The sequence below is a fragment of the Citrobacter sp. Cpo142 genome, assembly GCF_030332425.1.
GTDB classification, from domain to species: Bacteria; Pseudomonadota; Gammaproteobacteria; order Enterobacterales; family Enterobacteriaceae; genus Citrobacter; species Citrobacter portucalensis.
Window position 1 is genome coordinate 18,071 of record NZ_JAOWHW010000109.1, and the last position, 26,724, is coordinate 44,794.

At 50.8% G+C, this 26,724-nt stretch carries 21 protein-coding genes and 1 other RNA gene; 4 read left to right on the forward strand and 18 right to left on the reverse strand.

Annotated elements, in window-relative coordinates; translation table 11 throughout:
- Window positions 1–34: 34 nt before the first annotated feature.
- From OGY18_RS06795 to ppsR, 4 genes are all read right to left on the reverse strand, one after another.
- On the reverse strand, window positions 35–2,017 hold the full coding sequence (locus OGY18_RS06795; protein WP_286552345.1) for a TonB-dependent hemoglobin/transferrin/lactoferrin family receptor: 1,983 nt from the start codon (window positions 2,015–2,017) through the stop codon (window positions 35–37).
- Between the two features lie 74 nt (window positions 2,018–2,091).
- Window positions 2,092–2,280, reverse strand: coding sequence for a hemin uptake protein HemP (gene hemP, locus OGY18_RS06800; protein WP_003832599.1), 189 nt, complete (start codon window positions 2,278–2,280; stop codon window positions 2,092–2,094).
- A 170-nt stretch (window positions 2,281–2,450) separates the two neighbouring features.
- Window positions 2,451–3,497, reverse strand: coding sequence for a 3-deoxy-7-phosphoheptulonate synthase AroH (aroH, locus tag OGY18_RS06805; protein WP_286552347.1), 1,047 nt, complete (start codon window positions 3,495–3,497; stop codon window positions 2,451–2,453).
- Between the two features lie 126 nt (window positions 3,498–3,623).
- The gene (ppsR, locus tag OGY18_RS06810) at window positions 3,624–4,457 is read right to left on the reverse strand and encodes a posphoenolpyruvate synthetase regulatory kinase/phosphorylase PpsR (protein WP_003832602.1); all 834 of its coding nucleotides are present in this window, start codon (window positions 4,455–4,457) and stop codon (window positions 3,624–3,626) included.
- Between the two features lie 328 nt (window positions 4,458–4,785).
- Here ppsR and ppsA point away from each other — a divergent pair, with 328 nt between their 5' ends.
- On the forward strand, window positions 4,786–7,164 hold the full coding sequence (gene ppsA, locus OGY18_RS06815; RefSeq protein WP_003832604.1) for a phosphoenolpyruvate synthase: 2,379 nt from the start codon (window positions 4,786–4,788) through the stop codon (window positions 7,162–7,164).
- Between the two features lie 67 nt (window positions 7,165–7,231).
- Here ppsA and fadK read toward each other — a convergent pair whose 3' ends face one another.
- The 5 genes from fadK to OGY18_RS06840 all read right to left on the reverse strand — a co-directional run bounded on the left by fadK (window position 7,232) and on the right by OGY18_RS06840 (window position 12,309).
- On the reverse strand, window positions 7,232–8,869 hold the full coding sequence (gene fadK, locus OGY18_RS06820; protein WP_286552348.1) for a medium-chain fatty-acid--CoA ligase: 1,638 nt from the start codon (window positions 8,867–8,869) through the stop codon (window positions 7,232–7,234).
- 82 nt (window positions 8,870–8,951) lie between these two features.
- The gene (locus OGY18_RS06825; protein WP_286552350.1) at window positions 8,952–9,245 is read right to left on the reverse strand and encodes a ferredoxin family protein; all 294 of its coding nucleotides are present in this window, start codon (window positions 9,243–9,245) and stop codon (window positions 8,952–8,954) included.
- Complete coding sequence (locus tag OGY18_RS06830; RefSeq protein WP_115454654.1) at window positions 9,242–10,531, reverse strand: FAD-dependent oxidoreductase; 1,290 nt, start codon at window positions 10,529–10,531, stop codon at window positions 9,242–9,244. The genes OGY18_RS06825 and OGY18_RS06830 overlap by 4 nt, the downstream gene beginning before the upstream one ends.
- A 56-nt stretch (window positions 10,532–10,587) precedes the next feature.
- Window positions 10,588–11,523 (reverse strand): electron transfer flavoprotein subunit alpha, encoded by a 936-nt coding sequence (locus OGY18_RS06835; RefSeq protein ID WP_286552352.1) that lies wholly within the window; start codon window positions 11,521–11,523, stop codon window positions 10,588–10,590.
- A 21-nt stretch (window positions 11,524–11,544) separates the two neighbouring features.
- A complete protein-coding gene (locus OGY18_RS06840; protein WP_003832614.1) occupies window positions 11,545–12,309 on the reverse strand; it encodes an electron transfer flavoprotein in 765 nt (254 codons plus the stop codon).
- Between the two features lie 506 nt (window positions 12,310–12,815).
- Here OGY18_RS06840 and OGY18_RS06845 point away from each other — a divergent pair.
- Window positions 12,816–13,706, forward strand: coding sequence for an AraC family transcriptional regulator (locus OGY18_RS06845; protein WP_032943176.1), 891 nt, complete (start codon window positions 12,816–12,818; stop codon window positions 13,704–13,706).
- A gap of 54 nt (window positions 13,707–13,760) precedes the next feature.
- On the opposite strand, the gene OGY18_RS06850 is transcribed toward OGY18_RS06845, so the two are convergent.
- The 9 genes from OGY18_RS06850 to ydiK form a co-directional block, all read right to left on the reverse strand.
- On the reverse strand, window positions 13,761–14,912 hold the full coding sequence (locus OGY18_RS06850; RefSeq protein ID WP_003832619.1) for an acyl-CoA dehydrogenase: 1,152 nt from the start codon (window positions 14,910–14,912) through the stop codon (window positions 13,761–13,763).
- A 13-nt stretch (window positions 14,913–14,925) separates the two neighbouring features.
- Entirely contained in the window at window positions 14,926–16,521 is a 1,596-nt protein-coding gene (locus OGY18_RS06855; protein WP_126318305.1) for an acyl CoA:acetate/3-ketoacid CoA transferase, read from the reverse strand.
- A gap of 155 nt (window positions 16,522–16,676) precedes the next feature.
- On the reverse strand, window positions 16,677–17,435 hold the full coding sequence (gene aroD / locus OGY18_RS06860) for a type I 3-dehydroquinate dehydratase (RefSeq protein WP_126318303.1): 759 nt from the start codon (window positions 17,433–17,435) through the stop codon (window positions 16,677–16,679).
- A gap of 36 nt (window positions 17,436–17,471) precedes the next feature.
- Entirely contained in the window at window positions 17,472–18,338 is an 867-nt protein-coding gene (ydiB, locus tag OGY18_RS06865) for a quinate/shikimate dehydrogenase (RefSeq protein ID WP_126318301.1), read from the reverse strand.
- Window positions 18,339–18,359: 21 nt separating this feature from the next.
- The gene (locus OGY18_RS06870; RefSeq protein WP_286552358.1) at window positions 18,360–19,595 is read right to left on the reverse strand and encodes an MFS transporter; all 1,236 of its coding nucleotides are present in this window, start codon (window positions 19,593–19,595) and stop codon (window positions 18,360–18,362) included.
- Between the two features lie 240 nt (window positions 19,596–19,835).
- Window positions 19,836–21,056, reverse strand: coding sequence for an MFS transporter (locus OGY18_RS06875; protein ID WP_191236238.1), 1,221 nt, complete (start codon window positions 21,054–21,056; stop codon window positions 19,836–19,838).
- A 48-nt stretch (window positions 21,057–21,104) separates the two neighbouring features.
- A complete protein-coding gene (locus OGY18_RS06880; protein ID WP_191219431.1) occupies window positions 21,105–21,461 on the reverse strand; it encodes a YdiL family protein in 357 nt (118 codons plus the stop codon).
- 157 nt (window positions 21,462–21,618) lie between these two features.
- An RNA gene (rprA, locus tag OGY18_RS06885) (antisense sRNA RprA) lies at window positions 21,619–21,726 on the reverse strand.
- Between the two features lie 183 nt (window positions 21,727–21,909).
- Entirely contained in the window at window positions 21,910–23,019 is a 1,110-nt protein-coding gene (gene ydiK, locus OGY18_RS06890) for an AI-2E family transporter YdiK (protein WP_003832632.1), read from the reverse strand.
- A gap of 213 nt (window positions 23,020–23,232) precedes the next feature.
- Here ydiK and ydiJ point away from each other — a divergent pair, with 213 nt between their 5' ends.
- Complete coding sequence (gene ydiJ / locus OGY18_RS06895) at window positions 23,233–26,289, forward strand: D-2-hydroxyglutarate dehydrogenase YdiJ (protein WP_063941510.1); 3,057 nt, start codon at window positions 23,233–23,235, stop codon at window positions 26,287–26,289.
- Window positions 26,286–26,696, forward strand: a complete 411-nt coding sequence (gene menI, locus OGY18_RS06900; RefSeq protein ID WP_003030541.1) for a 1,4-dihydroxy-2-naphthoyl-CoA hydrolase — start codon at window positions 26,286–26,288, stop codon at window positions 26,694–26,696. Before ydiJ ends, menI begins: the two co-directional genes overlap by 4 nt.
- Window positions 26,697–26,724: the final 28 nt, after the last annotated feature.

Sequence of the window (26,724 nt, forward strand, 5' to 3'; positions counted from 1 at the left end):
CAGATTGCGGCCCCGGCGAACCGGGGAAAAGTGATTACCACTGATAACTCACGAAAATTTTGCCATTACGACCATCCTGCGGAATGCCTTGCGGCGACCAGTACTCTTTGTCGAAGGCGTTGCCCAGTACCAGCGTGGTGGTCATGCCTTTCAGCGCTTGTTGGCCCTGATAGCTCACGTAGAAATCGTTTACCGCATAGCCAGGCTGTTTAGTGTAGCTGTTGCTGATATGCGTGGAACGGTCAGCAAATGTCCCTATCCAGCCGACAGAGAAACCGCTGTGCGCAACCGGCACATTCAGTTTGCTGGTGACGGTATCCGGGTTAATGCTGGAAATGTATTCACCTGTGTCAGTATCTTTTCCGCGCGTGCGGTTATAGGCCATGTCGAGGCTGAACAGGTCGGTGGAATATTTCGCCATCACGTCCCAGCCCCAGATTTTGGCGTTGGGTACGTTATAGGACGTGGTTGTCGCAGCGGCGAAATCGACGCTGGTGGAGATGTAATCTTTCGCTTTGGTGTCGAAATAGCTGGCTTTAAATTCGAGCGCGTCGCTCGCCATCAGAAGATCGTCAAAGCGCAGGCCAAATCCGTATTCCTGTGTTTCGTTGGTTTCCGGGCGCAGGTTAGGGTTAGGTACCCAGTAGTTGGTGTAAAAACGACCAATCGAGAAGTGTTTCGCATCGTTATACATCTCGCCCATAGTCGGGGCACGGAAAGCCTGAGCGTATGAACCGAACAGCATCAGCCAGTCAGTTGGCGCAACCGTTAATCCGGCGCGGGACGACCATTTATCGGCATCGACATCTTCATAACCGTCGCTGCTGCCGCGATAAGAGTCATAACGGGTACCGCCCAGCAGCGTAACCGGCAGGTCGCGCAGGGTGATTTCATCCTGGAGCCAGCCGGAGCTGAAATCGATCTTAGCCTCCGGGAAACCAGTTGTTGCTCCTCCCGGTTGTTGTTCCTGACGATAGTATTCACCGCCGTAGGTCAACAGGTGAGATGCAAAAGAGTCGGTAAACAGACGGCTGCGGTTGTCGATCTTCCCGCCTTTGGTGGTTTGCTTGCGAAATTCGCCAGTGTTATCTGCATTCTGAGCATTAATGCGCGCTTCGGACCAGTAGATACGGGCGTCAGCGTTCAGCCAGTCATTGTCCGCCGGAGCGAGCGAGTAGGTCAGTTGCGCATCACGCTGGATCGTTGAACGGTTGGTCATCGGGTTGCTGGCATCCGCCGTGCTGGTCTGCGGGTTTTTAGGTTCCCGGGCGTCATTGTTGTAGTAACGCAGCGAACCGGCCAGCGTCTGGGCGCTGTTAATTTTCCAGCTACCTTTCGCCAGCATATTGTTAATTGCTTCGTCATTCGGCGCAGTAGTACCGTCACTCTGGCGTAAATCACCGCGATCGCGACTGGACCAGGCAAGCAGTCCGTCCAGCGTATCGGTACGGCCATATGTGCTGGCGCCCATGCCGAGACTGTGATCGCCGGTCGCCGCGGTACCGAACACGCGATAACCGCTGTTTTGCCCGACTTCCAGTAGATCTTTGGCATCTGCAGTGTCATAGGCGATCACGCCGCCTAGCGCGCCGCTACCGTACAGTAGTGCGGAAGGACCACGCACAACTTCGATGCGTTTGATAAGCGCCGGGTCGAGGAAGGTACTGTTCAGGTGTCCGGTGTCGGTTCCCTGGCGAACGCCGTCAACCAGCACCAGAACGCCGCGTCGATCGTACCCGCGCAGATTCACGTCCTGGCCGTTGGTACGGCCAGTACCGTCAAGGGTCAGGCCTGGAACCTTACGTAACAGGTCGGCAGCTGAGCTGGCGGTTTGGTTTTCTGGGGCGGTGGTGTCAATGACACTGACCATCATCGGTGCTTCAAAGGCGCTACGGGCATTGCCGGTGGCGGTAACGGTCATATCCTCGGCCGCCGCATAGGCGACGGCGGGCAGGTTACTGACAATCGCCAGCGCCAACAGCGATGGGCGCAGGGAAGCGGTGTGCAGGTAAGGCATAGCAACTCTCCATTAGGAAATCGAAAAGCGCTGGCTGCCTGGGTATGACCTGGGTGGCTGGCGAAATGTGTTGTTTATTTAGTCAGAATGAGTTTTCCGGCTTGGGTCTGGCGCAGCAGGTAGTGCTGACCATCATGTTCTATGATCACGCGTCCTTCGTTACCCAGCAGGGTTTTACTGTCAATTCGTCGGTCGTTTGGCGCGACGGAAGGCGGTGTTTTGTCTTTTGCAGGCGTTGCCGTTGTGTTATCCATACGTGACATAGTGTTTAAAAATAACAATCAATGTAACAATGATAATCATTATCATCAAACTGCAAATTTGCGGCAAGCGTTTTTGTGAAATAATTGTGACGAGAACGTTTTTTGCACAACAATCAAGGGAAAAACAAGGGATTAGCGCCGGGCAAAGTGATATTGCCCGGCGAACAGCATTAAAAACGGCTATCAACCGCAGAGGCGAGTTTTTCAACCAACAGTTCAGTATCTTCCCAGTTCAGGCATGGGTCGGTAATGGACTGACCGTAAACCAGCGGCTGGCCGCTAACGATTTTTTGCGTACCTTCACGCAGGAAACTCTCCGCCATGATCCCGGCTATTGCCGTTGAACCGTTACGAATTTGCTGGCACACGTCATCACAAACCTCCAACTGACGGCGATGCTGCTTCTGGCAATTACCGTGGCTAAAATCGACCACCAGATGCTCAGGCAGAGAAAATTCGTGCAGGGTATCGCAGGCGGCAGCAATATCTTCAGCATAATAATTCGGCTTTTTACCGCCACGCATGATGATATGCCCGTAAGGGTTACCGCTGGTCTGATAAATGGTCATCTGACCGGTTTTATCCGGCGAGAGGAACATGTGACTGGCGCGGGAGGCGCGAATCGCATCGACGGCGATGCGCGTGTTGCCATCCGTTCCGTTCTTAAAGCCGACCGGACAGGAGAGCGCGGAGGCCATTTCACGATGGATCTGACTTTCGGTGGTGCGCGCGCCAATAGCTCCCCAACTGATTAAATCGGCAATAAACTGGCCGGTCACCATGTCGAGGAATTCAGTCGCCGTGGGGACGCCCAGTTCGTTGATCTGCAACAGCAGTTTTCGCGCCAGTTCAATACCGTGGTTTACACGATAACTGCCGTTCAAATCCGGGTCGGAAATCAGGCCTTTCCAGCCTACGACGGTGCGTGGTTTTTCAAAATAGGTACGCATCACGATTTCCAGACGCGCCTGGTGCTTAGTGCGCAGCGCCTGTAATCGTGTCGCGTATTCCATCGCGGCATCAAGATCGTGAATCGAGCAGGGACCTACGATCACCAGTAAACGGGGGTCTTCACCATTTAAAATTTTTTCTATCCGACGTCGGGAGTCCGTAACATGACGGGCGACGGAGGACGAAACAGGATGCCGTTGCGCAAGCTCTGCTGGAGTGACCAGGTTGTCAATACGCGCAGTACGGAGTTCATCGGTTCTGTTCATTACTTGTCTCAGAAATTTGTTGCTTCAACGGCAGGACTACCGGGAAGTGATGTACATCACAATATCACACTCATCCTGCCTGGTGGCGAGCATAATAACAAAAAATCGAACCAATGCACTAGCATTCTAGTACATGCGGCGATTCAGTCCCATGATATCGAGGATCTTGGTAGCAATCTCTTCTACCGAATAATTGGTACTGTTCAGCCAGGGGATCTGGTTTTTCCGATAAAGCGCTTCCACCTCAGCAACTTCCATACGGCACTGACGCAGCGAGGCATAACGGCTGTTCTCACGGCGTTCTTCGCGGATGGCCGCCAGGCGCTCAGGGTCGATAGTCAGACCGAACAGCTTATGCTGCAACGGCTTCAGGGAAGTGGGCAGCACCAGATTATCCATATCATCGGCAATAAAGGGGTAGTTGGCCGCGCGGATACCAAACTGCATGGCCAGATAAAGACTCGTCGGGGTTTTACCGCAACGGGAAACGCCGAGTAGGATCACCTGGGCCTGATCGAGGTTGCGCAACGAAATACCGTCGTCGTGGGCGAGGGTGTAATCAATGGCAGCAATGCGCGCGTCGTACTTGTTGAGGTTACCGGGATTCAGACCGTGCGTGCGATGGGCGATTGGCGTAGGGTCGAGCTTCATTTCGTGTTGTAGTGGGGCAACCAGCGCCTGCACAATATCCTGACAAAATCCCTCGCTTTGCAGAATGATCGAGCGAATTTCCGGCAGGACGATGGAGTAAAACACCAAAGGGCGCACGCCAGTTTGTTGGTAGATAGCGTCAATCTGGTCTTTAACCGCGCGCGCACGACTCTCATTTTCCACAAACGGCAGCGTAATACTGCTGATCGTGACAGGAAATTGCGACATCACCGCGTGACCCAATACCTCGGCGGTGATGGCCGTACCATCAGAAATATAAAATACGTGACGATCAACAGCATTATCCATTTTGCTCATCCTGGGGCAGATATAATTCTCTGAAAGCATAAATTAAAATTCGCCAGAAGCGAATATTGCTGCATCTATTTTATAAAATGAAACGGTATTTTTATATTTACTGAAAAGTACATTTCATTTTTCGGAACAAATGTTTATACCGGTCGTTTTTGTGGTGATCCCGTGTGGTTCGCGGGTTTGCGCAAATGCGGAAACAATCTGAAAAAATAAAAAATAAAGTTGCTTGAACGATTCACCGTTTTTTTCGACGGAGTAAATATGCCAAGATAATTACGCAAAATTGAGTTTCCTAACCTCGTTCATATATAAGGATTGTTCGATGTCCAACAATGGCTCGTCACCGCTGGTGCTTTGGTATAACCAACTCGGCATGAATGATGTAGACAGAGTTGGAGGCAAAAATGCCTCCCTGGGTGAAATGATTACTAACCTTTCAGGTATGGGTGTTTCCGTACCGAATGGTTTTGCAACGACCGCCGATGCGTTTAACCAGTTTCTGGACCAGAGCGGTGTAAACCAGCGCATTTATGAGCTGCTGGATAAAACGGATATCGACGATGTCACTGAGCTTGCTAAAGCCGGGGCACAGATCCGCCAGTGGATTATCGACACTCCTTTCCAGCCAGAGCTGGAAAATGCCGTCCGCGATGCCTACGCGCAGCTGTCAGCGGACGATGCCAATGCCTCTTTTGCCGTGCGTTCTTCCGCTACCGCAGAAGATATGCCAGATGCGTCATTTGCCGGTCAGCAGGAAACCTTCCTCAACGTCCAGGGATTTGATGCCGTACTGGTTGCCATCAAACACGTATTTGCCTCGCTGTTTAACGACCGCGCGATCTCTTATCGTGTTCACCAGGGCTATGACCACCGTGGCGTAGCGCTCTCTGCTGGCGTTCAGCGGATGGTGCGTTCTGACCTCGCGTCCTCAGGCGTAATGTTCTCCATCGATACCGAATCCGGTTTCGACCAGGTCGTCTTTATTACGTCTGCCTGGGGTCTGGGCGAAATGGTCGTGCAGGGCGCCGTTAACCCGGATGAATTCTACGTGCACAAACCGACCCTGGCGGCTAACCGTCCGGCGATCGTCCGTCGCACAATGGGTTCGAAAAAAATCCGCATGATTTACGCGCCGACCCAGGAACACGGTAAGCAGGTGACCATTGAAGATGTCCCGCAGGAACAACGTGACATTTTCTCCCTGACTAACGAAGAAGTGCAGGAACTGGCGAAGCAGGCGGTACAAATCGAGAAGCACTACGGTCGTCCGATGGACATCGAATGGGCGAAAGACGGTCATACCGGCAAGCTGTTCATCGTTCAGGCGCGTCCGGAAACCGTGCGTTCCCGCGGTCAGGTGATGGAGCGTTATACGCTGCATGCGCAGGGTAAAATTATTGCTGAAGGTCGCGCCATCGGTCACCGCATTGGCGCGGGCCCGGTCAAAGTCATTCATGACATCAGCGAAATGAACCGTATCGAACCAGGCGACGTACTGGTTACCGACATGACCGACCCGGACTGGGAACCGATCATGAAGAAAGCGGCGGCGATTGTCACTAACCGTGGCGGTCGTACCTGTCACGCGGCAATCATTGCCCGTGAACTGGGGATCCCCGCCGTAGTAGGCTGTGGCGATGCGACCGAGCGCATGAAAGATGGTGAAAAGGTAACCGTCTCCTGTGCCGAAGGCGACACCGGTTATGTTTACGCTGACATGCTCGACTTTAGCGTGAAGAGTTCCAGCGTGGAGACCATGCCGGATCTGCCGTTGAAGGTGATGATGAACGTCGGTAACCCGGATCGGGCTTTCGACTTCGCCTGTCTGCCAAACGAAGGCGTCGGCCTGGCGCGTCTGGAATTTATCATCAACCGTATGATTGGCGTGCACCCGCGTGCGTTGCTGGAGTTTGATGACCAAACGCCTGAGCTGCAAAATGAAATCCGCGCCATGATGAAAGGTTTCGATTCTCCGCGTGAATTCTACGTAGGTCGTCTGACGGAAGGGATCGCGACGCTGGGTGCGGCGTTTTATCCAAAACGCGTCATCGTGCGTATGTCGGACTTTAAGTCCAACGAATATGCCAACCTGGTCGGCGGTGAGCGTTATGAACCGCATGAAGAGAACCCGATGCTGGGCTTCCGTGGGGCGGGCCGTTATGTTGCCGATAGCTTCCGCGACTGCTTTGCGCTGGAATGCGACGCAGTAAAACGTGTCCGTAACGACATGGGCCTGACTAACGTTGAAGTGATGGTACCGTTTGTACGTACCGTTGCTCAGGCGAAAGCGGTGGTGGAAGAGCTGGCACGCCAGGGGCTGAAACGCGGCGAGAACGGACTGAAGATCATCATGATGTGTGAGATCCCGTCTAACGCCTTGCTGGCCGAGCAGTTCCTCGAGTACTTCGACGGCTTCTCCATCGGCTCAAACGACATGACGCAGTTAGCGCTGGGTCTGGATCGTGACTCTGGTGTGGTTTCTGAACTGTTTGATGAGCGTAACGACGCGGTGAAAGCACTGCTGTCGATGGCGATTCGTGCAGCCAAGAAACAGGGTAAATACGTGGGTATTTGCGGCCAGGGACCTTCTGACCACGAAGACTTCGCGGCCTGGCTGATGGAAGAGGGGATCGACAGCCTGTCGCTGAACCCGGACACCGTCGTACAAACCTGGCTGAGTCTGGCTGAACTGAACAAGTAATATCATGCCTTATCCGGCCTATTCAACGTAGGCCGGATAAGATGCGTTAGCATCGCCATCCGGCGCTTTATCCTGTAATACTCTCCACGCTCAAACGCTGAATGATATCCTTACGCAGCTGGTATTTTTGTACTTTACCGGACGCCGTGCGCGGTAATTTCTCCACGATCACAATGTGCTCAGGGTATTTGTACTTTGCCACCCGCTTGCGGCTAAAAAAGGCCACCACTGATTCCAGCGACAACGAATGATGCGGCGGTTTTAGCACCACATAAGCACATGACCTTTCACCTAATCGTTCGTCCGGCATCGCGACAACACAAGCATCGTGAATGCGAGGATGCTGCAATAAGATATCCTCAACTTCGCGGCTGCTGATGTTTTCTCCACCGCGGACAATGATATCTTTTTTCCGTCCGGTGATTTTGATGTACCCCGCATCGTCCATTCGGCATAAGTCGCCGCTGTAATACCAGCCGTCTTGATCCAGCGCGCGGGCGGTGAGTTCGGGTTCATCGAGGTAGCCCATAAACACATTGGGACCACGCGAAGCTTCTTCACCTTCTACCCCCGCGGGCAACGTATTGCGCGCTTCATCGACGACTTTAATTTCAACACCTGCAGCGGCATATCCGTCCGTATTCATCATGCGAGAAAGCGAATCATCGAGATTGACCAGCGCATGTGGTGAACTCTCAGTCGAGCCATAAATGCTTAATAATTTTATGCCGAGCTGCTGGCAGTCATGGGCAATCTTCTGGGGAATGGTTGTGCCCCCACATAAGAAAAAGCGTAGTGATGAGATATCGCTTGGCCGCTTTTCCATGCTACACAACATGTCGTAGACGAAGGGTGTTGCGCCGAGCACACAGGTACAGCGCTGTTGCTCCAGCAGATCAAGACAGGCGGTTGGGGTGAAAATATCTAACAATACGCTGCGTGCGCCGATTAAAAACGGTGCGGTAACGCCATGCAGGAAACCGGTAGCATGTCCCAGTGGTGCGGGCATCAAAAACACATCCTGCCAGGTGAGATTGAGGCGGGCACAGTAGGCACGCTCGCTGGCAAGGATGTTGTTGTGGGTCAGCATTACGCCTTTTGGCATTCCCTCGGTACCGGAGGTAAACAACACCGCCGCCAATTCATCGGCGTGAACATTAATCGTCTGGGTTAAAGGCGGAGCTAAAAGCAGTTGACTGAGCGCCAGCGAGGTAGTTGCCGGAGCCAGTTTATCCACGGCAACGATCTGTTGCAGATGCGGCAACTGGTTTTGTAAGGGGAGGATCAGATCGACCGGTCGGGTCTGTTTAAACAGTGTCGGTGCGAAAAAAATCTTCGCTTTACACTTATTCAGCACCCATACCAGCTCTGCTTCACGCCACGCTGGCAGCAGCGGTACGGAAACGGCCCCGGTTTTCAGGCAGGCCAGGTAGATAATCGTAAACTCGCACCAGCCTGGTAACTGGAAGGCAATGCGATCGCCGGGTTGAATACCGCAGGCTAAAAACCAGGTTGCCAGGCTGCTGGCCGCGTTGTCGAGTGCAGCATAGGTGTATGAAGCGCCATGGTTATCAACCACGGCGATTTTATCTGGCATGGCTCTGGCAGTTTGGTTCCAGTAATCGCCAAGCGAAGCATCTCCCCATAAACCCTGTTGCCGCCAGACTTCGCGACGTTCGGCGTTAAACGTTAGTGTGATACTCATGAAGTTATTCCCAGGATGATTTCGGCATACATCTGACCGGATGGCCGGCGTGGCCGATCCGGTGTACTACAGGCAAAATCCATTAGCCGTAGCGAAAATCAACGCCAAATGTTCCGACCGGATATTCCCATTGGTCGAGGATCGTGTCGCCGCACAGTACTCGACACGTTCCGCACTCCAGGCAACCAGCAGAATCAAAATGAATGTTTCCACTCTCATCCTGCTTATACAGCCCGGCGGGGCAGGCTTTCAGCAGCTTGCAAAATTCATTAAGGTCTGGATGTTCGGCCAGGATAATGTGCGGGTGGCCTTCATCGACATTGAATTTATTGACGCCCAGTTTGACGTCAACGTTAACGGTATTGTCCTGATTCATAGTGCAGTTGCCCCCTTGATACCGTCTTTCAGTAAGTTCATCAGCCCGATTTGTTTTGCGTGGGACATAATCATCTTGCGAACCGGTTGATTTGGACGTCCGTCAACGGTGAACATATCGCTCATGATATCGGCCACCATACGTGGGTACTGGGTGAACAGACGTGGGTTTTCCATTAGCGCCGGGATCTTGCGAAAATGCTGTAAATCACGCATCACACAGCCTTGTTCGAGCGCGCGTTTGTAGTCCATCAGGCTGCTGGCAGAGAAATCCTGGCGTTCTTTTGCTGCAATGGCTGTTTGGGCAGCGGCTTCTGCGGAAGCGATGGCCAAATCCATACCTCGCACCGTGAAACCCAGGTTCAAACAGAAACCGGCGGCATCGCCCACGATCATCACACCGTCATCGACCAGCTTTGGAACCATTGCCAGACCGCCTTCCGGAACCATATGCGCGGAATATTCCAGTAGTTCACCACCGGCAATCAATGGCCGAATAGTTGGATGTTGCTTAAAGTCTTCCAGCATTTGTGGAATACTTTTTGTGGCATGAGCAATATCCCCCAGACCGCACACCAGACCCAGAGAGATGGAGTCCTGGTTGGTATACAAAAATCCGCCTCCCATCAACCCATCAGACGGTGAGCCTGCAAACAGCCAGGCCGCGCCTTCATTACCTGAAAGGTTGAAGCGATCTGCAATGACCGCTGGAGGTAAGCCGATCAGCTCTTTTACGCCAACGGCATAGTGATGTGCAGAAGAGGGCGGAACCATCCCCAGGGACCGCCCCAGCATAGAGTTGACGCCATCGGCCAGGATGACAATATTGGCTTCGAGGATATCGTCACCGGCCTGAACTCCGGTAACCTTATTTCCTTCGCGGATCAGGGCATCGACGCGCACGCCGGGGATGAACTGCACGCCAGCTTGTTCCGCTTTTTCCATTAGCCATGGGTCAAGTCTGTTGCGCAAAACGGTATACGAATCCTGCGTTGGTGCGTCAGCTTTTTCACGATGGAAATCGAGAGTGACGGCGCTTTCTTCGGTCAGAAAGGAGATTTTTTCGCGGGTGACTTTACGCTCGAGCGGCGCTTCCTGCGCGAACCCCGGCATGATGCGCTCAAGACTATGTGCATAGAGTCTTCCGCCGGTCATATTTTTACTACCTGCACTGTTTCCGCGCTCGATGACCAGCACGTCCAGTCCGGCCTGAGCCATCACGTAGCCTGCAACCGTACCCGCCACGCCAGCACCGACCACAATGGCATCAAATTTTTCATCTGACATGCTTTATGCTCCCTTCCCGCTGCGAGGGCAGCGGGATATGTGCGTTAAAAGTGGGGTTAGCGGCTGAGATGCTCGATAAGAGCCGGAACGACTTTGTAGATGTCGCCGACCAGTCCGTAATCGGCGTAATTGAAAATAGGGGCTTTCTTATCTTTGTTGATGGCGACAATGACTTTCGCGCCGTTACCGCCGACCATATGCTGAATTTGTCCTGAAATGCCGAGGGTGAGGTAAAGGTCCGATTTCAGTAACACGCCAGAAACGCCGATGTAGCGTTCGCGTTCCATCCAGTTTTCGCCTTCGGCAATCGGTCGTGAACAACCCACTTCTGCACCCAGTACAGATGCCAACTGGTGCACCATCTCCAGATCGTTTTGCGCAACCAGGCCGCGGCCCACACCCACCACACGTTTGGCTTTGCTGAGATCCACACTGCTCACGGATTTGGCGCGACGTTCCTGGCACATAATTTCATGGTGTGGTGCGATGTAAGGTGCAGAGACAACAGGGCAGGTATGTGAAGCATTAGCCTCTACCGGTTCAAGTACGCCAGGAGCAAGGGTGATAATTGCCTGAGTTGTTTTGATTTTTTCTTTGCCGAATGCCAGGCCACCGTACATACGGTGTTCTGCGAACAGTGAGCCATCATCAAGCGTTACCGACGTGGCGTCATTTACCATCGCTGCATTGAGTTGAATACTTAACCGTGCACCAAGGGATTTAGCGCGTTTAGTAGCTGGCATCAGCAATAGCCCGGTATGTTCTTGTATCAGGGCGGCGATGGTCTCGGCAAAATTTTCAACACGCTGTAAACCAGACGTTGTTTCAAGCACGACAATCTCATCGGCACCCAGAGGTTTAACCTGATTGGCCTGTTCGTTGCCTTGTACAATAAGGTATACCTGTTCACCCCACAGGCGTGCGCCGGACATCAATTCTGCATAGCGTTCTACGTTATCGCTGAACACCCATACGTTAGCTAATTTACTCATGATAATTTCTCTCCGTTGGGCTTAGTTCAGGGCTTTTTTCAGATGTTCAGCCAGCTCGGCGATGGCTTCTGCTGAGTCATTTTCCAGAATGATGTGCTTACGTTCTGTTTGTGGCGGAACGGTGAGGCTCACCAGTTCTGCTAACGGTGAGGCAGGTGTCCAGCCAATATCGCTGGCTTGCCACGGTGTGACCGGTTTTTTACCTGCGCCCAGAATGGCTTTCATCGAGGGAATACGCGGCGTGTTGATATCCGAGGTTACGCACAGCACGGCGGGGAGCGACAGTTCAATCACTTCAACTTCGTCTTCCAGCGTACGTTCAACCACAATGCGATCGCCGTTACGTTGGATGTTGCTGACGGCGTTAATCACCGGAAGTTGTAAGAGTTCGCCAACCAGTAAGCCAACCTGCTGGGCGTAGATGTCTCCAGACCCTTCGCCGAACAGCATCAGGTCGAATTCAATGTTTTTGGCCGCGCAGGCCAGCGCCTGAGCCGTGTCTCGCGGTAATGAATGCTCCAGTTGGGGATCCTGCACCATAAACAAACTGTCCGGCCCGCGGGACAGTACGTCTTTACGCACTTTGGAGTTTTGCAGTAGCGAGCCGCCAACCGTTAAGGCGACAATTTCATCACCTTCCGCGCTAAGTTGCGTCGCGGCCTCTATTGCATTCAAATCAAACTGACTGATTTTGGCATCGGCCCGGTCAAAGTTAAGCGAACGTTGTGGGGTAACAACAATGTCCTGTTCTTCAGGCACCAACTTAAAGCAGGTTATTAGTTTCATGGCATCTCCAGTGATTCTCGTGTGGATGATGACGGGGAGTGCCATCATCAACAGTAGGGAAAATTGACTGAAAATAGTGTGCGGCAGAGGGAGACTGTTTTCGACGGGGCAATCTGTTTTCATTCCCAACAATCTTGCAAAAAAAAGGACTTTAGGAATGCTGAGTTTATGAACGTAAAGAAGACGTCGGGTGTTAAAGTGATAAACATGGAAATAAAATCGAGGCGCTTTTTTGAGAAATGGATCATATTTTTATGCGATTCTGCACGCACTTTGTTTCTGGTGTGTAAATTATTATTGCTGACTTAATAACATTTATACTTTCCTATTATTTTAAAATAAAAACAATTTGCACGAGCAGCGTGCTGGAGTTGGAGGTGTCATCTTGCAGACGACGCAAATAATTTTGTTTCGCCTGGACAGAATAACGTTGTATAACGTCATCATCGTTTTTACTTTTCGATATTAATTATCCGCAAAATAACTGCCTTTCGGTGGAGGTTGTCATGTATCAACGCTGTTTTGATAATGCCATGGAGACCCTTTTTGAACAGGGGAAAACCCCGAGATTTTCGCGATTCGTCATCAGTGATGATCCTAACTGGGAGTCGGGCCATCATGTTCATGACAATGAAACAGAGCTTATCTATGTAAAAAAGGGTGTCGCAAGACTAATTATCGACTCTTCGCTGTATGTCGCGCATGCGGGTGACATCGTGGTGATAGAACAAGGGCGGTTACATGCGGTTGCTTCCGATAGCAGCGCACCTGCAACCACTTACACCTGTGCGCTCTACGGCTTTCGTTTCAACGACTGGCAGGAGAACCAACTCTTGCAGATGCACTCGTGTCCGGTTATTAGCGTCAGCCAGGGCAAAGAGGTTATTAAAAGTATCTTTAATGAACTGAGTGTTATGATCCCGCAGAGCAAGAATAACCTGACGTCTTCCGCTTATGACGCCTTCGCTTATGCATTAACAGTTTTATATTACGAAAACTTTAAAAATGCTTATCGTTCTGAGCAGGGATATATTAAAAAAGATATCTTAATTAAAGATGTGTTGGTTTATTTAAATAACAATTTCCGAGAGAAAATTACGCTGGAACAGTTGTCTAAGAAATTTCGTGCCAGCGTGAGTTATATCTGTCACGAGTTTACTAAGGAATATCGTATTTCGCCGATTAATTATGTGATTCAGCGGCGAATGACAGAGGCAAAATTTGCCCTGACGAATACGGAGTCCTCGTTGGCAGAAATTTCCTGGCGGGTAGGGTATGAAAATGTCGATCACTTTGCCAAACTCTTTCAGCGGCATGTGGGTTGTACCCCCAGCGATTATCGTAAGCAGTTTAAAAATAACCTTGTAGAACAGGAATGTCTGATGCCAGAAATATGATTCACCTGGCACGTGCCGGATAACGCATTTGCGCTATCCGGCAAGCATTACTGCTTACTTATTCTGATAATCTTTCAGGATTTGGCGACCCGCGACGTAAATCATGATTTCATCTGTACCACCGCCAATGCGTTCACAGCGGACATCACGCCAGAAGCGGGAAACGCGTGCTTCGTCGGTGTAACCCAGCCCACCCATAATCTGAATGGCGTCATCAATCACTTCCATTGCAGTACGTGCACAATACAGTTTTGCCAGCGCTGCACTGGTGCGCAGAGACTGTTCCTGATCGGCCTGCCAGGCGACTTTTAACACCATATTGCGCATGTTATCGATTTTAATCGCCATCAGCGCCAGTTTTTCCTGGATCATCTGATTGTGACCAATTGGCTTACCGAATGCGATGCGCTGGTTGGCGTAACGGGCGGCATCTTCGAAGGCGCATTCAGCAAAACCGGTACTGCGCGCAGCGTTGATCAAACGTTCCATCTCGAAGTTGTACATGACGTTGAGGAAACCCATGCCTTCCTCTCCGACCATATCACTTTCATCCACTTCAACGTCATCAAGATAGACTTCGCATGTGCTGAGCATATGCCAACCGATTTTGTGCAGCGGATTAACCTTAATGCCGGGTTTCTTCGAATCGACCCACCACAGCGTAAAGGCTTTTTTCGGATCTTTTGGTTCTGGATCGCGGGCCAGTACCAGCATATATGGATACTCTTTCGCGCCGGTGATAAAGGTTTTCTGCCCGTTGAGATAGACCTTACCGTTTTTGCGAGTGTAACTGGTGGTCGCGCTGTTGTTGTCGGAACCCGCTCCCGGTTCGGTTAATGCCAGCGCATACGCTGGATCGCCAGTTTCCATGGTGCTTTCTGCGGTCTTACGCAGCTGTTCGGCGGATCCAAAACGACGCATACTGTGAATGCACTGACCGTTAGTGATCAAAAAAGCGGGTGCGCCGCATTTTGAAACTTCCATCAGCGCCAGCATCTGTGTGACGTAATCCGCCGGGATGCCACCAAACTCTTCCGGAACGCCCAGCATCGAAATACCGTTGTCCGCCAGGGCACGCATAAACTCTTTCGGGTAGGTCGCCGTCTGATCACAGGTACGGAAATATTCTTCCGGGAAATTGCTGGTAATCAGTTCTCGAATACTGGCAAGTAGCAGTTCTTGTTCTTCAGTTAAAGAAAAGTCCATCATGGTACTCCTTTTAATTGGCGGCGTCGGGTAATACAAAACCCATCGAGGCATCGATAAATAATCTTTCGTCCATCAACTTCAGATTTGGCGAAATAATTGGCGTGAAATCCATCTTGTCCAGGATGTCTTCCTGTAAAGAGACTCCCGGTGCAATTTCGATTAAATGAAGACCATCTGCTTTTAACGTAAATACAGCGCGTTCAGTGATGTAACGCACATCAAGTCCACGTTCGAGAGCAATTTTTCCGCTGAAAGTTACTTCAGGTAATTCGTTGACGAATTTTTTCACCCGACCTTCCTGCACAATATTTAACTTGCCATCGGCAACTTCCGTTTTCAGACTTCCGGCAGTTAACGTGCCGCAGAAAATAATTTTTTTGGAGGTGGCGCTAATATCGATAAAACCGCCAGTACCCATGATTTTGCCATTGAATTTATGTACGCCGACGTTGCCGTGGCGATCCACTTCGGCAAAACTTAAATAGCACACATCCAGCCCGCCACCGTGATAGAAGTCAAACTGGGAGGTCATATCCAGAATGGCGCGGGTGTTGACGTTGGCACCGAAAGCAATACCTTGAGAGGTGATGCCGCCAATCGGACCCGTTTCGACTGTCAGAATAAAATCGTCAGCACAGCCTTCTTCGCGCGCGACGAGACCAATGCCATCCGCAATGCCTACACCAACGTTGCCGACCGCACCTTTGCGCATTTCAAACAGGGCGCGTCGGGCCACCAGTTTACGCTGATTGAGCGGCAGGGAAGTTTGCTGACTGTCATCAAGAACAAAATCGCCAGAGATAAAGCGGTTAACCGGCGCGCCACCGTACAGTTGCGTTTGGTCGGGGTCGATGACCACAATATCGACCAGATAGCCTGGAATACGTACCGACTTCGGATGCAACGTGGCTTTCTTCACCATTTTTTGCACCTGCATCATAACAATGCCGCCGTTATTGTGTACGGCCTGGGCAATCACCAGCGCATCGAGATACATAACTTCATCTTCAAAGGTGGCGTAACCTTCACTGTCACAGGTGGTGGCGCGAATAAAGGCGATGTTTGGCGCAATGGCTTTGTAATACAGGTACTCTTTGTTATCAATTTCCACCAATTTGATCAGATCTTCGGTGGTCACTTCATTCAGCTTACCGCCCTGTTGGCGAGGATCAACAAATGTACCGATGCCGATATCACTGAGGATACCTGGCTGGTGAGCCGCCGATGCACGCAGGGTTTGGGTTAATACACCCTGAGGATAGTTATAGGCAGCAATTTTATTTTGTTCCGCCAGGTCGGAGATTCGTGGTGATTGTCCCCAGTGTCCGCATAATGCCCATTTGACTAAGCCTTCCTGTGCCAGCGGGCTAATTCCCCGGTCGGCACGGTCACCCAGACCTGTAGGACTAATCAACGCTAAATTTCGTGGTGACTGAGAGTTTTTATATTTTTCAGCCAGTGCATTAATTAATGTTGTTGCTTCGAGAATACCCCCGCCTGCACCTAATACACAAAGAGTTGCTTCATCAGGAATATAATTGACTGCATCTGCAGCGGATAATACGGGTACCCGACCATCTATACGATTTGGCCTTGAAAATTTCATGTGAACTCCAGATTATATGCGTGCGTCTACCTGTCGCTATATTCGACAATAATATTGTGAGTTATATAATAACGCTTAATTACCGGCCAGATATCCGTGGTTAGACGAATATCTGGGGTAGGGCAATACTGATATTTATATGGATATATCTGTAATTAAGCCTGATGCAATATTGTCAATACAGTACGCAGGTCGGTGACCGAAATTTGTCCTGGTGCGGAGGCTTTTTTTACTGCCCCAAAGGTTGCCGCTGAACCGAAAACCTCACCAGACAGACGTGAAATCACCCCTGTTTTAGCCATCGACATGGTGATTATCGGGCGATCGGCATAGCGTTCTTGCATTTCCAGCGTGGCACTAAGCAGCGTCAGAACATCCGCTTTATTTTGCGGCATCAAGGCAATTTTCGGGATATCTGCGCCCAGTTCCTGCATTTTACGCAAGCGCTGAACAATCTCTTCCGCGGCTGGTGTCTTATGAAAATCGTGATTGGACATAATCACAAAGACATTTTTCGCGTGCGCATGCTCGACGGTCGCTTTGACCAGTTCGTCTCCGGTAAACAGTTCCAGATCGATCATATCCACCAGACCGCTGTCTACTGCCGCGCGGTTAAGTGCAATATAGTGCTCAACAGACAGAGCCTGTTCACCGCCTTCTTTGGCGCTACGGAAGGTGAAAAGCAGTGGTTTGTCAGCCATCACATCGCGGATGGTGCGCGCAGCTTCCAACACCGCCTCAATGGAAGAGACATCGGTGAAATGGTCTACGCGCCATTCCAGAATGTCGAAATCCGCTTCGCGATAGGCCAGCGCTTCGCTTTTTACCGTTGCGATGTCTTTACCCATCAGCGAGACAATGATCTTCGGCGCACCCTCGCCAATAACGAGGTTTCTTACGGTTACGGTTTTCATTGATTACCCTTTAACTATTGTACAAATGCTTGCCCGTCAGGCGGCAAAACCCATAACCTGTTTCACATACTCCAGTGGGAAATCTTTCCCGGTCCAGAGCTTGAACTGTTCAGCCCCTTGCCACAACAACATGCCGTAACCATCAATTGTTTTGCAACCAGCACTTTGTGCCTGCTGCAATAATTTGGTCATATGCGGGTTGTAGACGCATTCGGTTACCAGCAGTTCCGGACGCAGCAGGGAAACGTCGGTCACGAGAGATTCATTTTCCAGCGGCTTCATGCCGACTTTAGTGCCGTTGGTCAAAATATCTGCGCTGGCAAGTGCGTCAGCAAAAGCCTGGCGATCGGCGAGATCGATAACGGTGACCACGCAGTCGGTGTTTTCATTGACGCGTTTGGCAAACTCCTGCGCTTTGGTAAAAAATTCATCCTGGCGGTTAAAGAGTTTAATTTCTTTGATGCCTTCAATCGCTGCCTGTGCACCAATGGCCGTCGACGCACCGCCTGCGCCCAACAGTACCATGGTTTTACCTTTGATATCGAAACCACTTTCCTTAATTGCACGAATATGGCCCGTGCCATCGGTATTGTAACCACGCAGGTAACCATCATCATTGACGATAGTGTTAATTGCGCCGACCAGCTTGGCTGCAGGTGTTAATTCATCAACATATTCACATGCCAGCTGCTTGTTGGGCATTGAGACCCCGGTACCCCGCATCTTTAAGGCCTTCAGCCCGGCAATGGCATTAGCAAACGTTGAGTTATCGACTTCAAACGCCATGTAAGTGAATGGCAATCCCGCTTTTTCTAATGCCTTATTTTGCATTTCAGGCGACAGACTGTGTCTGATAGGGTAGGCCATCAAACCAATCAGTTCATATTTTGCAGTTACGTCCATTTGATACTCCTTCTAAACAATTTATTGAAAATAACGCTCGCCCAACCGCACATCATTTTTGGGGATATCAAATACGCGGTAGTAACGAATAAAGACGATGATGGCGGTGACAAAAGCCAACAGAGCAAATGCAAGGTCCAGCAAAATAATGTATTGCAGACCAATGTTAGAGAGGTATCCGGTGATTAATGGGATAATAAAGTTAGCTACGCCACCCATCATCATATAAATACTGGTGACTTTGGCTTTGCTCCTGGGAAAGAACTCCGACATCACCGAAACACCGAGCTGTAAAATACCGCCAGCGGCAGAGAATCCAATGAGAAATGAACCTGCGTTACATACCAACGGAGATGGGTATAAATAGATGACGGCTGCGGTGATGGTTGCCAGTCCGGCGTTAAATACATTCGCCCAAATAGGCCGTACCCATTTTTTCAACAGTGCGGCAAAGATAAATACGCAGACCAACGAACCCATACTGTAGTAAGAGATTGTTTTCAGGGCGTCGGATTCTGCCATACCGGCAAAGGCCATCGCATATTTCGGCATCCAGACTACGATGACGTAAAAAGTCGAAAAGGCAGCAACACCAAACATGACGGATGCCACACCTTCCAGCCAGACCAACGGTTTACTGTTCATCTGTGGCAGATCTTTCGCGATGCCAGCATCCACCATCTGGCTGGGGAAACGACTTTTTAGCAGCATCAGGGTAATGACTACAAACAACGCACCCGGGATAATGACCGCATAACCGTACCAGATATGGTTGAGCAGCATGGTGCTGACGACGATGGGATAGATCATCTGCCCAAACGAGACCATAGCTTTTACCAGGATAACGGCTGAGCCAGAGGCTTTAGGGAAGCATTCCATTAACGCCGGGTACCCACCGGTATCCAGTGCCGAGTTTGCCACGCCAACGCAAACGGCCAGAATAAAGGCAATCATCAGATTAGGGCTGGCGGGAATACCGAAGAAGAACAGTATATAAAGAATCGCCCCTAACAGAATGATAGCCCGACGACCAAATTTATCTGAGAGCACGCCAAAGAATAAGATGCTCACCAGTCGCCCCAGACCAATGCCTGAAATCAAATAGGCAATTCCTGCATTGTCGGTGGAAAACTTTTCTGCAAGAGCGGTCATATTTTGCGCCAGTGTTATGACGCTAATACCGTGTAGGAAATAACTTAAATAAATACAGGTTATCGCCAAAAGAAATGGCGTATTAAAGGTCTTGCTTTGAGACATTTTCACAACTCCTTGCGGATTTTAAAATTGTTCTGTGCTCGTCGATATTGTTTAAATTGCGGCGACCTTGTAATTAATATACCGGGCGGCAGCCACAGAACCTACATAGCATGGCGTTTAAGTTACCAGGTATATTGCATAACACACTGTGAAATTGAACTCTGCCAGCCGGTGTTTTGCTGATGTTTTAAAATATATGCCAATTATTTTGCAGAAGGGGGGAACAATATTGCATCCACGCTATTCTACGGCTTGTATCATTTTTAGCTGATGCTTTGACGCGATGTGGCTGCGATAACCAATAAACAACGCCAACAGGAACCCGACAGCAGCTATGCCAGTATCAAACCACATGATGTGAGCAATACTGGTTTCTGAGAGTTTTGCTGTTATCAATGGAATGGTGAAGGTCGCAATGCTGCCCGCGCTATAGTAAATCCCGGTCGCTTTACCCTTCGCATGCGGAAAGCGTGCGGCCATAAGCGTTAAACCGATTTGCACAACGCCCCCGGCGGAAGAAAAACCGATGACAAACGCAAATATAATGACCACGTAGGGTGTCGGATGCAGACAAACCATCAGCAGTGCGACAAATGAGATAAACGTATACAGCATCAGCATCGATGTCGCGCGTTCTGCTTTTCGCGCCAGCGGGGCGGTGATCAGCACACACAGTAGAGAGCCGCAGGTATAAATGCTTAACAGTTTGATAGATAACGTATAGGACATTCCGGCGACAAACTGTCCGTATTGCGCCAGCCACTGGCTTACCAGGTAAAATGTTGCCATTGCGATGTAGCCGTACAGGGTGTAACTGGCAAGGTCGAGCAGGGAGCAACGATGTTCAGGTTGTGCGGTTTCCCGTTCTGCAGGTTGAGCCCGGATGACGGTATGAGGCCCGGGGTGTGGCGGAAACCGACAGCGAAACAAAAACACGCCGTTGAGTATCATAACGGCTGCAGCCAGCAGGAAGGACCAGCCAAACCAAAGTTCGGCCCACACCAGCAGACTGATAATCATTGGCAGCAGGAATTGACCGCTGGAGACGAAGGCTTTTATCAAAATATTGGCCGTGCTGGGTGAGCGGGGGAACGCCTCCATCAGGCTGGGATAGGTTCCGGCATCGAGAAAACTGTTTGCCATTCCTGCTAAAAAACCAAAAGCATAGGCAAGAACAATACTGTGAGTATTTATGATGCCAATAAAGAAAATCAGGTAGCAGGTCATACCAAGGATAATAAATGGTCTGCGACCGTAGCGATCGGAAAGCATCCCTGCCACTAATAAAACGCTTAAGCGGCCGATACCGAGTGAGGAAATAACAATCGAGACGCCCGCAGCATTGGTTTGCCACTGTTGTTCCAGCGAAGACATATTGAGGCTCATCAGAATGACCCCCATGCCGTGAACCAGGTAATTTAGGTACAGCCCTATCGCAGTGGAGAAATAGGTGTTTTTCATAATGTGTTACTCAGCGAAGAGGCTAAATAGGTATGGCGTTGCAATCTCTTAACACATACGCTCGAGATCGTGAGCATAGAGTTCAACAGCAGCCGACTGATAGATTTTCCAGTCGAGAAAACCATCTTGGTGATAAACCGCCTGAAAAGCGTTCAGATCGGGGAAAAAACGCATGGTGTTATTACCGATACGGTTATTTATTTTGTCGATAATTGCATTAATTCTTAACTTCCTCCTGGCTTTCATTTCTGAACAAATGCGGATGATGTCTTCTGGAATTTCTCTTTCACCCTTTTCCCATTGCTGCCAGGCAGCAACATTGTTATCGCGCGCGATATACCTGGCGCTTTCTTCCACCGTCATAGCAAAAATATGGCGGATCGCCTGTAGCTCTAATGCGTTCATTATTTGGTCACTTCATAAAAGACGTTAGAATAGTAATAACATTGCTGTGGATATTTCGGCTTGAAGAGAGTCACAGTATTTTGTGCAATATTATTTGTTCCTTGACGGGGAAGATAATGTGTTGGTGCGTTAAGGTTGGTGGAGTGGCGCGTGAAGGATAAAAAAAAGCCCATCGTGGGAGATGGGCAAAGACTACACACAGCAATTCGTTGTTTCACTCAGGGGATTTCCATGCTTATAAATCAATGTGTTGATCTAAAGCCATGGGCTAATAGTAGGCATAGTGATTTTTTACGTCGATCAGATTCATCTCAATAGTTTAAAAACTGTAAAGGATTTGCGACACAAATGATTATTTTAAGAAAGACAAGGTTAGGTCTAATCCCGCAAGAGGGAGGATTGGTTAGTATTGTTAAACAATCAGGCGGCGCTGCCGCCTGATGTTGGATTACTTATTGCGTTCGATTTCAGCAATTTCTTCGAGGATTTCATCCGGATTGGTACCTGGCGCAGGGGCTTCGTTTACCCAGGCGGAGAACAGACGCCAGGAAACGGCCAGTACCACTGGGCCGATAAACAGACCAATCATGCCGAAGGCAATCAGTCCACCGATGACCCCGGAGAGAATCAGGATCAGTGGCAAATCGGCACCCATACGAATCAGCATCGGTCGAATCACGTTATCCAGTGTTCCGACCACGCCGCTCCACACCAACAGCACGGTACCCCAGGTGGAATCCCCCGTCCAGTATAGCCAGATAATGGCCGGAATCAGCACCGGCAACGGCCCCAGCTGCACCAGACAAGACAGGATCATCAATACCGCCAGCAGCGTGGCGTAAGGCACGCCGGTTACCGCCAGACCAATTCCCCCGAGCACTGCCTGCACCAGAGCGGTGACCACAACGCCTAATGCGACTGCGCGAATGGCTTGCGCGGCCAGCAGAATGGCAGCATCGCCACGTTTAGAGGCAAGACGGCAAGCGAAGTGACGAATACCTAATGCGACCTGTTCACCGCGCCAGTACAACAGGGCACTGAACAGCAGCATCAGACCACAGTGCATCATAAAGCGGCCGATATGCGCGGCCTGACCGACGAACCAGGTGGTGGTGGTACCGATATAAGGACGAACCTTGGCCATAATGGCCGAGCCGCCCATATCCAGTAAGCTGTGCCATGCGCCATACATTTTGGCACCCACCAGTGGAATGCTGTTCAACCATGCCAGATCCGGTAGCGTCATATCACCTGCGGTTACGGCATGGATTAGCGGCCCGCTGCCATCGACGATACTGTTAACCAGCAGCGCGATGGGGATGATGAACAACAGCACTAACAACAGCGTCATCACCAGTACGGCAAGTGAACGGCGTCCCCAGAGCAATTTTTGTAAGCGTAGCAGGATAGGCCAGGTCGCAATGACAATCGTGCCTGCCCAGGCAAAACCAAGGATAAAGGGCTGAACAATCCAGAGACAGGCCACAATCAGGATGGCTAAAAACAGCACCGATAGCAGCACTTGTGCAATATCCCTGGGCTGACGGAAATTTACCATAAATACTTTTCACCTTTGTCTTTGCGCCAGAACGTTGACGCGACGTGAATACTTAAATGACACCCTGTAATGATGAGCAATTTCAGCGGTTTTGAACAGGCGGATTCTGCCTGTAAATCTGCTGAGCGTATTAGAAAAAAATGTGATACAACAAACAAAGCAACACGCAAACGATTAAATTCACAACACAGACCGCAGGAAAGGGTCACTATAATGATTCCACAAATTTCTCAGGCGCCAGGTGTCGTTCAACTGGTGCTCAATTTTTTGCAGGCACTGGAGCAGCAAGGATTCACGGGTGATACGGCAACGAGCTATGCCGATCGTCTGACAATGTCGACGGATAACAGTATTTATCAGCTGCTTCCTGATGCTGTCGTTTTCCCTCGTTCAACCGCAGATGTGGCGCTAATCGCCCGTCTGGCGGCAGAACCGCTTTTCTCGTCGTTGATTTTTACCCCACGCGGCGGCGGCACCGGGACCAACGGTCAGGCGCTGAATCAGGGCATTATTGTTGATATGTCCCGCTATATGAGCCGCATTATTGAAATCAACCCGCAAGAAGGTTGGGTGCGGGTAGAAGCCGGGGTGATAAAAGACCAGCTCAACCAGTTTCTGAAGCCATACGGCTATTTCTTTGCCCCCGAATTATCCACCAGTAACCGGGCAACGCTCGGCGGGATGATCAACACCGATGCGTCCGGGCAAGGATCGTTGGTTTACGGTAAAACTTCCGATCATGTGTTGGGCATCCGTGCGGTGCTGATGGGCGGTGATATTCTGGATACCCAGCCCATGCCGGTCGAGCTTGCCGAAATGCTGGGTAAAAGCAATACCACGATTGGCCGTATCTATAAGACCGTTTATGAGCGTTGTCGTGATAACCGACAGCTGATCATGGATAAATTCCCGAAACTTAATCGCTTCCTGACGGGTTACGATCTGCGGCACGTCTTTAACGATGAGATGACCGAATTTGATTTAACCCGCATTCTTACCGGCTCTGAAGGTACGCTGGCGTTTATCACCGAAGCCCGCCTTGATATCACGCCACTGCCCAAAGTCAGACAGTTAGTTAACGTTAAGTACGATTCGTTTGATTCGGCGTTGCGTAACGCGCCGGTGATGGTGGAAGCGCGCGCACTGTCGGTAGAAACCGTCGACTCCAAAGTACTCAATCTGGCGCGTGAAGACATCGTCTGGCACTCGGTAAGCGAACTGATTACCGATGTAGCGGATAAAGAGATGCTGGGCCTGAATATTGTCGAGTTTGCCGGTGACGACGAAACCTTGATTAATTCGCAAGTCAGCGCACTCTGCGAACGCCTGGATGGGTTAATCGCTCGTCAGGAAGCGGGCGTTATTGGCTGGCAGCTGTGTACCGAGCTGGCGGGTGTCGAACGTATTTACGCCATGCGTAAAAAGGCCGTCGGTCTGCTGGGCAATGCAAAAGGTTCAGCGAAGCCAATTCCATTTGCCGAGGATACCTGCGTTCCACCGGAGCATCTGGCTGACTATATTGCCGAGTTTCGCGCGCTGCTCGACAGCCATGGTCTGAGTTACGGCATGTTCGGCCACGTGGATGCTGGCGTGCTGCACGTCAGACCGGCGTTGGATATGTGCGACCCGCAGCAGGAAGTGCTGATGAAACGCATTTCTGATGATGTCGTCGCGCTGACGGCAAAATATGGCGGTCTGTTGTGGGGTGAGCACGGGAAAGGTTTCCGTGCGGAATACAGTCCGGCATTTTTCGGTGATGAACTGTATCGTGAACTGCGCAAAGTGAAATCGGTGTTTGATCCGCAAAACCGGCTCAATCCCGGCAAAATCTGTCCACCGGAAGACGTTGATGCGCCGATGATGAAAGTGGACGCGGTGAAACGCGGAACGTATGACCGTCAAATCCCGCTGGCCGTACGCCAGGAGTGGCGTGGGGCAATGGAGTGTAATGGCAACGGGTTATGCTTTAACTTCGATGCGAAAAGCCCCATGTGTCCGTCGATGAAAATCAGCCTTAACCGTATCCATTCTCCGAAAGGGCGAGCTACGCTGGTACGTGAATGGCTGCGTCTGTTGGCCGATCGCGGGATCGATCCTGTGCAACTGGAAAAAGAGCTACCGGAGAAACGCGCCAGTTTACGCACGCTGATTACCCGTACCCGCAACAGCTGGCATGCACGCAAGGGCGAATACGATTTCTCGCACGAAGTAAAAGAGGCGATGTCAGGGTGCCTGGCGTGTAAAGCCTGTTCCACACAGTGTCCGATTAAAATTGATGTGCCGGAGTTTCGCTCACGCTTCCTGCAGCTGTACCACACGCGTTATCTGCGCCCGTTGCGCGATCATATGGTGGCGACCGTTGAGAGCTATGCACCGCTAATGGCGCGGGCGCCTAAAACGTTTAACTTCTTCATCAATCAGCCGCTGGTGCGAAATCTGGCTAAAAAGCACATTGGAATGGTTGATTTACCGCTGTTGTCTGCGCCGTCGCTGCAACGCCAACTGGTGGGACATCGTTCCGCCAATATGACGCTGGAACAGCTCGAATTACTCAGCCTCGAGCAAAAAGCCCGTACGGTGCTGGTGGTGCAGGACCCTTTCACCAGCTATTACGATGCGCAGGTGGTCGCTGATTTTATACGTCTGGTAGAAAAACTGGGTATGCAGCCGGTACTGCTGCCGTTTTCGCCAAATGGCAAGGCGCAGCACATTAAAGGCTTTTTAAACCGTTTTGCCAAAACGGCGAAAAAGACATCCGAGTTTCTTAACCGTGTAGCGAAGCTGAATATTCCGATGGTGGGAGTTGATCCGGCGCTGGTGCTTTGTTATCGCGATGAATACAAGCTGGTGCTGGGAGAACTGCGGGGTGATTTCCATGTGCTGCTGGCCAACGAATGGTTATCGAAAGCTGTGGAAACACAGCAGTCAGTCGCTGTTGGCGGTGAACCGTGGTACTTCTTTGGCCACTGTACCGAAGTGACGGCTTTGCCGGGCGCGCCTGCACAGTGGGCGACTATTTTTGCTCGCTTTGGCGCAAAGCTGGAGAACGTCAGCGTGGGGTGCTGTGGTATGGCTGGCACCTACGGGCACGAAGTGAAAAATCACCAAAACTCATTGGGGATCTATGAGTTATCATGGCACCAGGCAATGCAACGATTGCCGCGTAACCGTTGTCTGGCTACAGGGTACTCCTGTCGCAGCCAGGTTAAACGCGTTGAAGGTACGGGCGTTCGCCACCCATTACAGGCACTGCTGGAGATTATAGGATGATCTGGAAACGTGAAGTCACACTCGAGGCGCTCAATGCCATGGGTGAAGGAAATATGGTTGGGTTGCTCGATATTCGTTTTGTGCACATTGGCGACGATACGCTGGAAGCGACGATGCCGGTGGACCATCGTACCAAACAACCCTTTGGGTTGTTGCACGGCGGCGCATCCGTGGTGCTGGCGGAAAGCATTGGTTCGGTAGCGGGATACCTGTGTACACAGGGTGAGCAGAAAGTGGTGGGTCTGGAGATCAACGCCAACCATATCCGTTCTGCGCGGGAAGGGCACGTCAGGGGCGTATGTCGCGCGTTACATACTGGTTCTCGTCACCAGGTGTGGCAAATAGAAATCTTCGATGAGCAGGGACGATTGTGCTGCACGTCGCGTCTGACGACCGCAATTTTGTGATGCATATTGCTTTTGGTCATTATCTGCA

Coding starts and splice junctions, on each gene's coding strand:
- ydiJ (WP_063941510.1), top strand. CDS start 23,233: ATGATTCCACAAATTTCTCAGGCGCCAGGTGTCGTTCAACTGGTGCTC.
- OGY18_RS06830 (WP_115454654.1), bottom strand. CDS start 10,531: ATGTCAGATGAAAAATTTGATGCCATTGTGGTCGGTGCTGGCGTGGCG.
- ydiB (WP_126318301.1), bottom strand. CDS start 18,338: ATGGACGTAACTGCAAAATATGAACTGATTGGTTTGATGGCCTACCCT.
- OGY18_RS06850 (WP_003832619.1), bottom strand. CDS start 14,912: ATGGACTTTTCTTTAACTGAAGAACAAGAACTGCTACTTGCCAGTATT.
- OGY18_RS06795 (WP_286552345.1), bottom strand. CDS start 2,017: ATGCCTTACCTGCACACCGCTTCCCTGCGCCCATCGCTGTTGGCGCTG.
- hemP (WP_003832599.1), bottom strand. CDS start 2,280: ATGTCACGTATGGATAACACAACGGCAACGCCTGCAAAAGACAAAACA.
- ppsR (WP_003832602.1), bottom strand. CDS start 4,457: ATGGATAATGCTGTTGATCGTCACGTATTTTATATTTCTGATGGTACG.
- OGY18_RS06845 (WP_032943176.1), top strand. CDS start 12,816: ATGTATCAACGCTGTTTTGATAATGCCATGGAGACCCTTTTTGAACAG.
- OGY18_RS06840 (WP_003832614.1), bottom strand. CDS start 12,309: ATGAAACTAATAACCTGCTTTAAGTTGGTGCCTGAAGAACAGGACATT.
- OGY18_RS06855 (WP_126318305.1), bottom strand. CDS start 16,521: ATGAAATTTTCAAGGCCAAATCGTATAGATGGTCGGGTACCCGTATTA.
- OGY18_RS06880 (WP_191219431.1), bottom strand. CDS start 21,461: ATGAACGCATTAGAGCTACAGGCGATCCGCCATATTTTTGCTATGACG.
- OGY18_RS06835 (WP_286552352.1), bottom strand. CDS start 11,523: ATGAGTAAATTAGCTAACGTATGGGTGTTCAGCGATAACGTAGAACGC.
- menI (WP_003030541.1), top strand. CDS start 26,286: ATGATCTGGAAACGTGAAGTCACACTCGAGGCGCTCAATGCCATGGGT.
- aroH (WP_286552347.1), bottom strand. CDS start 3,497: ATGAACAGAACCGATGAACTCCGTACTGCGCGTATTGACAACCTGGTC.
- OGY18_RS06825 (WP_286552350.1), bottom strand. CDS start 9,245: ATGAATCAGGACAATACCGTTAACGTTGACGTCAAACTGGGCGTCAAT.
- fadK (WP_286552348.1), bottom strand. CDS start 8,869: ATGAGTATCACACTAACGTTTAACGCCGAACGTCGCGAAGTCTGGCGG.
- OGY18_RS06875 (WP_191236238.1), bottom strand. CDS start 21,056: ATGAAAAACACCTATTTCTCCACTGCGATAGGGCTGTACCTAAATTAC.
- OGY18_RS06870 (WP_286552358.1), bottom strand. CDS start 19,595: ATGTCTCAAAGCAAGACCTTTAATACGCCATTTCTTTTGGCGATAACC.
- ydiK (WP_003832632.1), bottom strand. CDS start 23,019: ATGGTAAATTTCCGTCAGCCCAGGGATATTGCACAAGTGCTGCTATCG.
- aroD (WP_126318303.1), bottom strand. CDS start 17,435: ATGAAAACCGTAACCGTAAGAAACCTCGTTATTGGCGAGGGTGCGCCG.
- ppsA (WP_003832604.1), top strand. CDS start 4,786: ATGTCCAACAATGGCTCGTCACCGCTGGTGCTTTGGTATAACCAACTC.